The 12,681-nt window shown below is 64.4% G+C and carries 9 protein-coding genes; 5 read left to right on the top strand and 4 right to left on the bottom strand.

All coding sequences use genetic code 11. The features are described 5' to 3' along the window. Nucleotide 1 precedes the first annotated feature (1 nt). Together ACWAT4_RS24525 and ACWAT4_RS24520 are read right to left on the bottom strand one after the other, a co-directional pair. The gene (locus ACWAT4_RS24525) at nucleotides 2–583 is read right to left on the bottom strand and encodes a peroxidase-related enzyme (RefSeq protein WP_449728273.1); all 582 of its coding nucleotides are present in this window, start codon (nucleotides 581–583) and stop codon (nucleotides 2–4) included. 206 nt (nucleotides 584–789) lie between these two features. Continuing rightward, nucleotides 790–2,532: an ATP-binding protein gene (locus ACWAT4_RS24520; protein ID WP_449728272.1), complete on the bottom strand. Its 1,743-nt coding sequence runs from the start codon at nucleotides 2,530–2,532 to the stop codon at nucleotides 790–792. A 433-nt stretch (nucleotides 2,533–2,965) separates the two neighbouring features. On the opposite strand from ACWAT4_RS24520, the gene ACWAT4_RS24515 reads away from it, so the two are divergent. Further along, on the top strand, nucleotides 2,966–3,934 hold the full coding sequence (locus tag ACWAT4_RS24515; protein ID WP_212302578.1) for a catechol 2,3-dioxygenase: 969 nt from the start codon (nucleotides 2,966–2,968) through the stop codon (nucleotides 3,932–3,934). A 130-nt stretch (nucleotides 3,935–4,064) separates the two neighbouring features. Here the strand turns inward: ACWAT4_RS24515 and ACWAT4_RS24510 are convergent, their stop codons facing one another. After that, on the bottom strand, nucleotides 4,065–7,577 hold the full coding sequence (locus ACWAT4_RS24510; RefSeq protein ID WP_449728271.1) for a molybdopterin cofactor-binding domain-containing protein: 3,513 nt from the start codon (nucleotides 7,575–7,577) through the stop codon (nucleotides 4,065–4,067). Beyond that, complete coding sequence (locus ACWAT4_RS24505) at nucleotides 7,577–8,059, bottom strand: (2Fe-2S)-binding protein (RefSeq protein WP_212302580.1); 483 nt, start codon at nucleotides 8,057–8,059, stop codon at nucleotides 7,577–7,579. Before ACWAT4_RS24505 ends, ACWAT4_RS24510 begins: the two co-directional genes overlap by 1 nt. Nucleotides 8,060–8,303: 244 nt before the next feature. On the opposite strand from ACWAT4_RS24505, the gene ACWAT4_RS24500 reads away from it, so the two are divergent. The 4 genes from ACWAT4_RS24500 to ACWAT4_RS24485 all read left to right on the top strand — a co-directional run bounded on the left by ACWAT4_RS24500 (nucleotide 8,304) and on the right by ACWAT4_RS24485 (nucleotide 12,535). Next, complete coding sequence (locus tag ACWAT4_RS24500) at nucleotides 8,304–9,761, top strand: 6-hydroxynicotinate reductase (protein WP_449731255.1); 1,458 nt, start codon at nucleotides 8,304–8,306, stop codon at nucleotides 9,759–9,761. Further along, complete coding sequence (locus ACWAT4_RS24495) at nucleotides 9,758–10,654, top strand: UPF0280 family protein (protein WP_449728270.1); 897 nt, start codon at nucleotides 9,758–9,760, stop codon at nucleotides 10,652–10,654. Before ACWAT4_RS24500 ends, ACWAT4_RS24495 begins: the two co-directional genes overlap by 4 nt. Before the next feature lie 15 nt (nucleotides 10,655–10,669). Beyond that, entirely contained in the window at nucleotides 10,670–11,254 is a 585-nt protein-coding gene (locus tag ACWAT4_RS24490) for an amino acid synthesis family protein (protein WP_212302582.1), read from the top strand. A gap of 78 nt (nucleotides 11,255–11,332) precedes the next feature. After that, a complete protein-coding gene (locus ACWAT4_RS24485) occupies nucleotides 11,333–12,535 on the top strand; it encodes an ABC transporter substrate-binding protein (protein ID WP_212302583.1) in 1,203 nt (400 codons plus the stop codon). Nucleotides 12,536–12,681: the final 146 nt, after the last annotated feature.

Here is a 12,681-nt window from a genome sequence, read left to right as displayed (position 1 = left end):
GTCACTGCTTGGGCAGGCGTCCCATCAGATAGAATTCGTCATTCGGCCGCATGCCGGTGAAATTCGCCAGCCGGTTCGACAATCCGAAGAAGGCCGAGATCGCGGCGATGTCCCAGATGTCGTCGTCACTGAAGCCATGGGGGCTGAGGGCTGCGAAATCCTCCTCCGAGCTCCGTTGCGCGTCCGCGGAGATCTTCATCGCGAAATCGAGCATCGCTCTCTCGCGCGGCGTGATGTCGGCCTTGCGATAGTTGGTCGCGATCTGGTCGGCAATCAGCGGGTTCTTGGCGCGGATGCGCAGGATCGCGCCATGGGCGATCACGCAATACTGGCACTGGTTGGCGGCCGAAGTCGCCACCACGATCATCTCGCGCTCAGCCTTGGTGAGGCCGCCATCCCTCTCCATCAGCGCGTCGTGATAGGCGAAGAACGCGCGGAACTCCTCGGGCCGGTAGGCCAGCGTCAGGAACACGTTGGGCACGAAGCCGCTCTTCTCCTGCACGGCGAGGAGACGTGTGCGGATATCGTCTGGGAGCGTGTCGATCGCTGGGGCGGGGAAGCGTTGCGCGGCGGGCTTTGTCATGGGCATGATTCCGGCTTGGGGGCAGGAAACATAATCCATGCGGACGAGCACCTCAACGTGCCTGCTGCAATGCCGGTTGGAGAAGTGGCGCTGTCACTCATACTCCGTCGTTGCGAGCGGAGCGAAGCAATCCAGAGTCTTTCCTCGGTGGGATTCTGGATTGCTTCGCTGCGCTCGCAATGACGGGTTGGTGAACCAGCGAGGCCTCACCGCAGCGGCTTCTTCAGCAGCGAGAAGCGGTCTGGATCGAGCCCCATCGAGGGCTGCAGCATTGGCGTTTCCGCCGGCGCGAGCGTCTTGGTGGGCGGCGCCTGGAACACCGGATCGTTCGGCGCGGAGTCGCGGTTCGAGGTCGCACCGCGCCAGCGTTCGAGCACGGCGCCGACGAAATGCATGTCGTGGCCGGCGCTGACCGAGGGGACGCTCGAGATGGTGGCTTCGCCGCGCGGCAGTTGGTGCGGCGGCACCTCCTTGAAGCGCAGACGCGTAGGCAAGGCGACGCCTTCGCCGAACGCCAGAACTTCGCGGGTGCCGAGCGACGGCACGAAGGACAAGAGATTGGCGGCCGCGTCCGACACTGCGGCGCGCAGCAGCGCCTGGTCGCGGTCGTTGGCAAGACGCATCGTGAACAGCGTGTTGCACTGGGAGATGATGGTGGCGTCGAGCTCGGCCGGGCGCTGGGTAATCAGGCCGAGATAGACGCCGTATTTGCGGCCTTCCTTGGCGATGCGTGAGACCGCCTTGCGGGTCGGGCCGAAGCCGACATTGCGGTCGGCGGAGGCGTAGCGGTGCGCCTCTTCGCAGACGAACAGCAGCGGCGAGACGCCGTCGCTCCACAGACCGAAATCGAAGGCCATGCGGCAGAGCACCGAGACGACGGAATCGATGACTTCGGCCGGGAAGCCGGCGAGCTGCATCACCGTCATCGGCTTGCCGTTGGCGGGCAGGCGGAACAGATGGCTGATCACCTCGGCCATGGTGTCGCCGCCGACATTGGCGTTGTCGAACATGAAGGCGTAACGCGGATCGTTGCGCACGGCTTCGATGCGCGAGATCAGCTTGTGATAGATGATGCGCGAGGAGCGGTTTTCCAGCTTGCCCATGCGCTCGTCGATCAGCGACATCAGGTCGACCAGCCGGTACGGCACCGGCGTGTCGACGGTGTAGCCGACCTGCTTGGGGTCGATGCGCTTCAGACCGATGCGGTCGGCGTTCTGGTACTGGGTATAGACGCCCTTGGCCAGCGGGATGACTTCCGCAAGGATGTCGAGCTCGTCGGGTACGCCGGCGCGGCCGCCGAACAGGACGTCGACGATTTCCTCGAAATTGAACAGCCAGAACGGCAGCTTCAGGTTTCGCGGGTTGAGCACCAGCGCGCGATCGCCGAAGCAGCGGCCATATTCGTTGTGTACGTCGAGCAGGAAGATGCGCAGGTTCGGGCGCGCCTTCAAGATCTCGTTGAGCAGCAGCGACACGCCGGTGGATTTGCCGACACCGGTCGATCCCAGCACCGCAAAGTGTTTCGAGAGCATTTCCTCGACGTCGACATAGGCGACGACCGAACGGTCCTGCTGGAGGAAGCCGACATTGATCTGGTCAGAGCCGGTCGGCGCGTAGATCGTGCGCAGCTCCTGGCTCGTGATCAGGTCGACGGCATCGCCGATGGTCGGGTAGTTGGTGACGCCGCGCTGGAATTTGGCCTTGTCGGCCGCATTGAGGATCTCGCCGAGCAGATCGACCGAGGCGATCGCGATGTAGTTGTCGTTGCTCGACAAATTCTCGCAGGACACCTCGGTGATCATGGCGACGATGACCGAGCTGGCGCAGCGGATGCTGACGAAACGGCCGACGGTCGCCCGAACCTCCGAGATCGGCATCTGGCTCTGCGCCAGAAGCCCCACCCGGGCGAGCGATCCGCGTACCGAAATCACGCGTCCAAAAGATGTCACGATGGATAAACCTGAGAAGACAGAATTGTTTGCCCGACTATGCGCGGCTGTCGCTGGACAAACGGTTAAACGACAGGCGCGGGCGCTTTGTTAAATCCGTGACAATTCGGCTGGGAGCTTTGTTCCTAATTCCTGTTTGTGGGTGCAAACGGCCTGAAAATGCTGTCTTTTTTCTCACGCCTCCGGTTCCATTTCGCTTTAAGGAAGATTTTACCATTCGGGCAGTCCGTCGATCGTTCGGGGGACGGCTGGTCACGTTGGGAGCGCGCCTTCGCCGCGGACCGGCACGTGTTGATTTGTTGACGAGACCTAATCATTTGTACATTAGTACAAATGAGCCCGCGGCCCCCGAGTGCCGCCCGGGCGCGCCCGTGCACGTTTGCGCCCCGCGTACGATCCCGTGAACAGGATCGCCGTGCCTCTGGAGGACACCATGCAGCCTGAACCGATCCTTGATCTCGCCCATCTCGGCCATATGGAGCTGTTGACGCCGAAGCCCGACGAGAGCCTCAAATTCTTCGTCGACGTCATGGGCATGACGGTGAGCGGGCAGAAGGGCGAGTCGGTCTATCTGCGCGGCTGGGACGATTACGAGCGCTACTCCCTCAAGCTGACGGCCTCGAACACCTCGGGCATGGAGCACATGGCGCTACGCGCGCGCAGCCAGCAGGCACTGGAGCGCCGCGTCGCCGCGCTGAAGGGCTCGGGCTTCGACATCGGCTGGATCGACGGCGACATGGGGCAGGGGCCGACGTTCCGCTGCAGGGACCCCGATGGTCACATCGTCGAGCTCTATTACGAGACCGAATGGTATCAGGCGCCGCCGGAGCTCAAGCCCGCACTGAAGAACCAAGCACAGCGCTTTCCCGCGCGTGGCGTCAACGTTCGCCGTCTCGATCATCTCAACTGTCTCGCCGTCGACATCAAGGCCAACCGCGAGTTCTTCGAGAATTACCTCGGCTGCCGCCTCACCGAGCAGATCGTGCTCAACGACGGCCGGGAAGCGGCGATGTGGCTGACCATGTCGAACAAGAGCTACGATTTTGCCTATTCGCTCGATCATTCCGGGACGCCCGGCCGCTTCCATCACGTCACCTACGCGCTCGACAGCCGCGAGGAGATTCTTCGCGCTGCCGACATCTTCCTGGAGAACGGGGTGCACATCGAGACCGGCCCGCACAAGCACGCAATCCAGCAGACTTTCTTCCTCTATGTCTACGAGCCCGGCGGCAACCGCGTCGAAGTCGCCAATGCCGGCGCGCGGCTCATCCTCGCACCGGACTGGAAGCCGATCGTGTGGACCGAAGAAGAGCGCAAGAAGGGCCAGGCGTGGGGCCTGAAGACGATCGAGTCCTTCCACACCCACGGCACGCCGCCGGTGGAGATGAAGAAGCACGGCTGAGTTGGATCTCATTCAGTGTCATTCCGGGGCGACGCGAAGCGGCGAGCCCGGAATCCATGACCCCGGCTGGTGATTATGGATTCCGGGCTCCCTCGCTACGCTCGGGCCCCGGAACGACGGAGTGAATCGTCTAGTGCACCGACGCCCGTACTCGCGCGATTGTCTCGCGGACGCCGGTCCAGGCTGGCTTGTCGGGTGCGAACTGCCCGCGCAGGAAGCTGACGAGCTCCTCGACCTGCGCGTCGCTCATGCTATTCCTGAACGCTGGCATGTAGCCGAGATCGCTGGAGGCGGGATCAGTGATGCCGTGCAGGATTACCTGCACGAGATTGTCCGCTGTTACGCTGTGCAGATTGCTGTTGAGCGCGAGCGAGGGCCGGCTGCCGAACAGCGGCAGGCCGCCGACCTCGTGGCAGACCGCGCACGCTCCCTGATAAAGCCGCGCGCCGGTGGATGAGGTGACCGTGACTTTTGTTGCGCTCTCAAGCCTTGCGGCAATTGCGGGCGCGTCCGTCGCGGTGTCATTGAACGAGCCAAGATAGACGGCCATCGCACGGATGTCGGGGTCGGGCAGGGCCTTGAGGTCCCTGACAATAGGCGCCATCGGGCCGGCGGCGACGCCGTGATGGCGCGAATGGCCGGTACGCAAATAGGCGAACAGTTCGTCCTCGCTCCATGGGATCGGTGCATGCGAGAGCGAAGTGAGCGGTGGTGCCTCCCAGCCTTCGGCAAGGCCGCCGGCGAGATAAGCCTGGCGCTGCTCGGCGCCAAATGCATTGCGCGGCGAATGGCAGGCGCTGCAATGGCCAAGGCTCTCGACCAGATAGGCGCCGCGATTCCAGGCCTCGGACTTCGCGGGATCGGGCTTGAACTCCTTGGTGTCGTGAAACAACGCATTCCAGCCTGCGAGCAGCGGGCGTAGGTTGAATGGGAAAGTAAGCGCATTCGGTGGTGCCGTCGCGCGCACTGCAGGCTGTGCGATCAGGTAAGCGTAGAGCGCCTGCATGTCGGCATCGCTGGTCTTGGCGAAATGCGTGTAGGGGAAGGCTGGGTAGAGCTGCCGTCCGTCGCGATGCAAGCCGTCGCGCATCGCACGCTCGAAGGCCGGATAGGACCAGGCGCCGATGCCGGTCTCGACGTCGGGCGTGATGTTGGTCGAATAGATTGTGCCGAATGGGGTCTCCAGCGCACGGCCGCCGGCGTTGAGCACGCCATTGAGGCTGGTGTGGCACTCCGCGCAATTGCCGAGCGCGGCAAGCTGCTGACCGCGCGCAATCGTCGCGGCGGAATAGACCGATGCATCAGGGCGTGCGATCGGCGCGATGGCGCGGCCAGGCAGGAGCGCCGCGCCGATGCCGATCGCTGCGGTGCAGACGGCCGCGATCGTCGCGACAATGCCGGCGCGTCTTGCGAACGGATTTTCCCAGATACGAGACGGTCTTGGCGCAGCCGGCGCGGGCAAGGCTTGAGGTGCGGGCGATGTCTCGCCGTGCAGGCCCCTCAGGATGCGCTCCGGCGTGAACGGCGGTTCGCGGAAGCGCACGCCGGTTGCATCGAAGATCGCATTGGCAATCGCCGCCGCGCTCGGCACCGAGGCGGACTCGCCGACGCCGAGCGGTGGCTGATCCTGCCGCGGCAGCATCAACACGTCGATCTTGGGCACATCGAGGAAGGGGATGATGGGATAGGCGCCCCATTCGCGCGCTGCCACCGCGCCACGCTCGAACGAGACCTCCTCCATCAGCGCCCGGCTGGTGGACTGGATGACGTTGCCGTGGATCTGGTGGCGCACGCCGTCCGGATTGATCATCAGGCCGGAATCCTGCCCGGCGACGACGCGCGTGACGCTGACGTCGCCGGTGGTCTTGTTCACGGCAACGTCGGCGACCCACGCGGACCAGGCCGCGCCATAGCCCGGGAATTTGCTGTGGACATAGAGCGCGTAGGCAAAGCCGCGTCCATGCACGACCTCGCCATATTTCTCCTCGCGGACCGGCCGCGGCGTCCAGCCGGCGCGCTCGGCCACCGCATTGACGAGATCGACGGCGCGCTGGTCCTTCAGATAGCGCAGGCGGTATTCGATCGGATCGACGCCGGCCTCGGCCGCGGCCTCGTCGATATAGGATTCATGCGCAAAGGTGTTCGGCAGCGCCGAGACGCCGCGAAACCATGAGGCGCGCACGATCGGCGCCATGTCATGCGCGACGACGCGCATATGGTCGTAGTCATAAGGCGGGATCGCGGTACGGTCGCCCATCTGCAGCACGATGGGCTCGGACGGAATGCGTCCGGTGAGCAGGAGGGCAAGCGTCGGTGCCGCGTTCGACGGATAGCGTGTGGCGAGGTCGTACCCCGCGATGCCGCCGTTGGCGTCGAGCCCGCCATTGACGTCGATCAGCTGCGCGGTGCCCTTCGGCTCCCAGGCGTGCTCCTGCTCGCGCGTCAGCTGCACCCGCACCGGGCGGCCGACCGCGCGTGACAGCAGCAACGCATCCGCAGTGACGTCGTCGGCACAATTGCGGCCGTAGCAGCCAGCGGCCTCGAGACGGATGACGTCGACCTCGCTCTCCGGCCGCTCGACGAGCAGAGCGAGATCGCTGCGCAGCACATGCGGGTTCTGCGTGCCGGACCAGACACGGATATTGCCGTCCTGAAAGTCGGCGACCGCGCAGGACGGGCCGATCGAGGCGTGCATCTGGTACGGCCAGACGTAGGTGCGCTGCATCGGCCTGGCCGCGCCTGAGATCGCCGCATCGACGTCGCCCTTGTCGATCAGCGTGCGCGGCGTCGACGGATTGGCGCGCAGCGCGGTCTCGACATCGGCGAGATCAGTCAGCGCGGGTGTCGGCTTCCAGCTCACCGCGAGCTGCTCGGCAGCCCGGATCGCATTCTCCTCGCGCTCGGCGACGACGCCGACGAAATCGCCGATGCGTACGACGGCGACGAGGCCGGGGACGTCGCGCACGGAGGATTCGTCCACCGCGATCAGGCTGGTGCCGACGAACGGGCCGGCATCGACGCCGGAGTACGGTGGACGCACCACGCGGCCGTGCAGCATGCCGGGTACGCGGACGTCATGCACGAAGGTCGGCTCGCCCGTCGCCTTGGCAGGAAGGTCGACGCGCGGCATCGACTGGCCGACGATGGCGTAATCGCCGACGGCCTTGACGGTGACGTCATCGGCAAGTTCGAGGCGAATGGTCTCGCCGCCGATCAACTCTCCATAGCTGACGCTGCGATTGTGACCACGCACGAGGCCGTCTTCGATCTTCAGCTCGTCTGCCGGCAACTCCAGCCGCTCGGCCGCGCGCGCGATCAAAAAGTGCCGCGCCTGGGCTGCCGCCTTGCGCAGAGGCACGGCGGTGATCTGGATGGTCTCGCTCGCGATCGTCGCGCCCTGGTTCGGTACAACGGCGGTGTCGCCGAGCACGACCACAACACGGGCAAAGGATACGTCCAGCTCTTCGGCGACGATCTGGCCGAGTGCCGTGCGGATGCCGGTGCCGAGATCGACATGGCCGTTATAGGCGGTGACCGAACCGTCGGCGGTGATCCGCACGAAGGTCTCGGACGTGACCTCGTCCACGGTGCGGACGACGACGAGCGAGCCCCGCTCTGTTTCGTTCGAGAGAAGGGATGCCATCAATCACCGGCCCCGGCGAGCTGGCCAGAGGCGCGCATCACGGCGCGCAGGATTTCGACATGCGTGCCACAGCGGCAGAGATTATAGCGCAGCGCGGCGAGCGCCTCCTGTTCGGTCGGCTGCGGGTTGATCACAAGCAGCGCCTTGGTGGTCATGATCATGCCGTTGAGGCAGTAGCCGCATTGCGCGGCCTGCTCGTCGATGAAGGCCTGCTGCACGACATCAGGTTTGTCGATTGTGCCGAGTCCTTCGAGCGTCACGATGTCGCGGTCAGCGCAACCACCGACCGGAATCACGCAGGAGCGGGCTGCGACGCCGTCAACCAGGACAGTGCAGGTGCCGCACTCACCCAAGCCGCAACCGTATTTCGGGCCGTTGAGCCCGAGATCATTGCGCAGCACATAGAGCAGCGGCGTCTGGCGCTCTGCCGCGACGTCGTGGATCCTGCCATTCACGGTAAGGCGGATCGGTGGCTGCGTCATCCTCGTTCCCAAACCCTGCGGTCACAAAAATCGTGCGTCGCGACGATACCGTTTGTACACAAACGTGCAAGCGGCCATGCCGCAGTGCAGCGCGACTGCCCGCTTTGTGGACAAAGCCGGCAGGCAAATGAGGTTTTATTCGGCAGGCGTATCATTTGGCGCACGGCGCCGCTTGACAGCTATCAGGACCACGCGCAACATCGTTCGTATACGAATGATAACCGCAGTGTCTGCCGGCTCTCACATGGTGATGGAAACAACAAGCGCTGCCACCGACAAGATCCGCTGCGATGCCTGTCCGGTAATGTGCTACATCAAGCCGGGCGCGGCGGGCGCCTGCGATCGCTACGCCAACCACGACGGCAAGCTCGTCCGCGTCGATCCCCATGTGATCCTGCAGCGCACCGTCGAGCATGGCGGCAAGCTGGTGCCGTTCAGCCGCACCGAAGATTGGGACGGCAAGATCGTCCACGAGCCCTCGACCTTCGTCACGGCGATCGGCGCGGGCACGACCTATCCGGACTACAAGCCGGCGCCTTTCATCGTCTCCTCCGAGGTTGATGGCGTCGACATGGTGACCGTCGTCACCGAGGGCATCTTCTCCTATTGCGGCATCAAGGTGAAGATCGACACCGACCGCTATCTCGGGCCCGAAACCGCCACCGTCCGTGCGCAGGGCGAGGCGGTCGGCCATGTCACCACCAGCGAATACGGCTCGCAGATGCTGTCGCTCGGCGGCGTGCATCATCTCACCGGCGGCTCCAAGAAAGAGGGCCGCGTCACCTGCGACACGCTGATGGACCTCGCCAATTGCAAGGCGGTGGAGCTCACTATCGACGGCGGTGCGAGCGTGGTGGTGCAGGCCGGCCGGCCGCCGATCGTCAACGGCGTGAAAGAAGTACGCATGCGCGTCGGCTGCGGCTCGGCGACGATCGGTATGTTCGCCAAGCAATGGCACGGCAAGGTCGATGAGGTCGTCGTGGTCGACGACCACATCACCGGCGTGCTCTCAGAGCACCAGGCCGGCAAGCTGCTCGATATTGCCGACACCGGCATCAAGATGAAGGGCCGACGCTCGACGCCCGGCCGCTATTTCCAGGTTGCGGATCCCGGCACGGGCTGGGGCGGCACCAATATCTCCGATCCGCTGGCGATCCTCGGTCCGTTCGACGCCAAGGAGGCCAAGCCCGGCCTTTCCATGCTGATGGTCTCCACGACCGGCGAGCATTCGTCTTACTATGTGCTCGACGAGGCCTTGAAGCCGGTCGAGACTGAGATGCCGGCCGACCTGAAATTCTCGGTCGAGCGCATTCAGGAGAATTGCGAGCCGGCGCTGTGTACGGTGCTGTTCATGGCGGGCGCCGGCGGTTCCCTACGTGCCGGCGTCACCGACAATCCGGTGCGGCTGACGCGCTCGGTGAAGGATGCCCTGACCCGCGTCACCAGCGGCGGCGCGGCAGTTTATGTCTGGCCAGGCGGCGGCATCACCTACATGGTCGATGTGACGCAAATGCCGGCGGGCGCATTCGGCTACGTGCCGACGCCGGCGCTGGTCGCACCGATCGAATTCACGATGAGGCTGACCGACTATGCCGCGCTGGGCGGGCACATGGATTACGTGAAACCGCTTGCGGACGTGCAAGGCGGCGACGACGTCCGTCAGCTGCCCTGGCAGAACCCGATTCCGGGACCGCGGCCATGACGAGGCTCCCGCAAATCGCTTTGCTGTCTGATGGCCGGCGGCTGCATTTGCAGGATGGACCGATTGATCTGATCATTGAGGCGAGGGGACACGCGGACGAGGTGCATGCGGCTTATGAGGCTGCGGCACGCCGGTTCAGCGGGCTTCTCGACGAGCTCTGTGCGGAACTGCCGGAACTGAGGAGCGCGGCTGCGAAGCAGACTTCCCTGAAGGGCGTGGTGGCACGGCGGATGCACGCCGCTGTCGCTCCCTATACAGCTCACTGCTTCATTACACCGATGGCCGCGGTTGCTGGCAGCGTGGCTGAGGAGATTCTCGGCGCGATGCTGAACGCTGCATCGGTCGACCGGGTCTACGTCAACAATGGGGGCGACATCGCGCTGCATCTCGGACGGGGCGAGCATTTTTCGGTAGGGTTGCTGGATCGGCCTGACAGCGATGGCGTCATGCGCACCATGAAGATCGATGCGAATGATCCGGTTCGCGGCGTCGCCACCAGCGGCCGCCACGGCCGCAGCTTTTCGCTCGGCATTGCCGATGCAGTGACGGTGCTTGCGGCGACCGCGTCGCAGGCCGATGCGGCGGCGACGGTCATTGCCAATGCCGTCGATCTGCCCGGGCATCCCGCCGTCACAAGGCAACCCGCCAACGAGCTTCAGCCCGACAGCGATCTCGGCGCGCGTCTCGTCACCCGCGGTGTCGGCGAATTGTCGCCGAGTGAGATTGCCTCCGCCCTCGAATCTGGCGCGGAATGTGCACGGCAATTGTTCGATCGTGGATTGATCGAGGGTGCCGTGCTGCGGCTTTGTGGTGATATGATTGTCATCGGAACCAAGGATATGGAAGAGCAACGAACGCGCCCGCTGGTGCTGCAGAACGCGCTCGATGCCTGAACAGGGAAGCGAAGCATGAGCGCGGTCATCCGCAAGATCGTCACCGTCGTCGAAGAGACGCAGATGGAGATGGGGCGGCAAGTCTCGCCGCCGACGCGGCGCGCGGCCGCGATTGCCGTCATCGAAAATCCCTTTGCCGGAAAATACGTCGAGGATCTCTCGCCGCTGATCGCGATCGGCGAGGAGCTTGGCGAACTCCTGTCGAAGCGCGCGGTGGCAGCGCTCGGTATCGACGGCGCGAAGGCGCAGAGCTATGGCAAGGCCGCGGCCGTCGGCGAGAACGGCGAGCTGGAGCACGCCGCCGCCATCCTTCACCCGAAGATGGGCGCGCCGGTGCGGAAAGTGCTGAGCAAGGGCGCGGCGCTGATCCCGTCGTCGAAGAAGCGCAGCGGTCCTGGTACGACGCTGGATATTCCGCTCGGCCACAAGGACGCGGCTTTCGTGCGCAGCCATTTCGACGGCATGGAAGTACAGATCAACGATGCGCCGCGCGCCAACGAGATCATGGTCGCGGTTGCCGTCACCGACAGCGGCCGTCCGCTGCCGCGCGTCGGCGGGCTGACGGTCGCGGAGATCAAGGGCGAAGACGGTTTGAGATAAAGCAGGATCCGGGGACGCGGGCACAGCGTCTCCGGCAAGATCGTGGTCGAGACACAAGGTTCAAAACTGGAGGTTGGGATGCGAGCAAGAAATTATTTCGTCGGCGCGGCCTTTGCGCTTCTGGCAGCCGGCATGGGCCATTCGGCCCTGGCGCAGGACATCAAGATCGGCGAGATCAACAGCTATTCGCTGCTGCCGTCCTTCACCGAGCCCTATCGCAAGGGCTGGCAGCTCGCGGTCGAAGAAATCAACGCGGCCGGCGGCATCAACGGCAAGAAGCTCGTCGTCGTCTCCAAGGACGACGGCGGCAAGCCGGCGGATGCGCAGACCGCGGCCAACGAGCTCGTCTCCAGCGAAGGCGTCGCAATGCTGACGGGGACTTTCCTGTCCAACATCGGCCTCGCGGTCTCTGACTTCGCCAACCAGAAGAAGGTGTTCTTCCTCGCGGCCGAGCCGCTGACGGACGCCGTGACGTGGTCGAAAGGCAACAAATACACTTTCCGCCTGCGTCCCTCCAACTACATGCAGGCCGCGATGCTGGTCGAAGCCGCCAGCAAGCTGCCGGCCAAGCGCTGGGCGACGATCGCGCCGAATTATGAATATGGCCAGTCGGCCGTCGCGGTGTTCAAGAAGCTGATGTCGGAGAAGCGCCCCGATATCCAGTGGGTCGACGAGCAGTGGCCGCCGCAGGGCAAGATCGACGCGGGTCCGGTGGTGCAGGCAGTGGCGCAGGCCAATCCCGAAGCGATCCTCAACGTCACCTTCGGTCCGGATCTCGTCAAGCTCGTGCGCGAAGGCAACACCCGCGGCCTGTTCAAGGGACGCGAGGTCGTGTCGTTCCTGACCGGCGAGCCCGAATATCTCGATCCGCTGAAGGACGAAACGCCGGAGGGTTGGATCGTGACCGGTTATCCCTGGTACTCGATCAAGACGCCCGAGCATGACGCGTTCCTGAAGGCGTATCAGGCAAAGTACAACGACTATCCGCGCCTCGGCTCGATCGTCGGCTACCAGACCATCAAGGCGGCCGCCGCCATCCTGGCGAAAGCGGGCTCGACCGATACCGACAAGATGATCGCGGCGGCTGAAGGCATCTCGATGCCGTCACCGTTCGGCGAGATCACCTTCCGCAAGATCGACCATCAATCGACGCTCGGCGCCTTCGTCGGCAAGACCGCGCAGAAGGACGGCAAGGGCGTGATGGTGGATGCATCCTACAAGAAGGGGGCGGACTATCTGCCCAGCGATGCCGAAGTCGAAAAGCTGCGGCCGAAGGATTAGTCCCCGTTGCCGTAGGGTGGGTTAGCCGAAGGCGTAACCCACCACGTTCTGCACCCGCAGAACCAGAAGAGGTGGGTTACGCCCAGCGAACTGCGCTTCGCGCAGTCGCAAGGCTAACTCACCCTACGAAGCTCTCTCTCCCCGCA

It is taken from the genome of Bradyrhizobium sp. T-1 (genome assembly GCF_053592855.1).
Note: the sequence above shows the minus strand (reverse complement) of the source record. Positions and strands in the feature narration are given on the sequence as shown.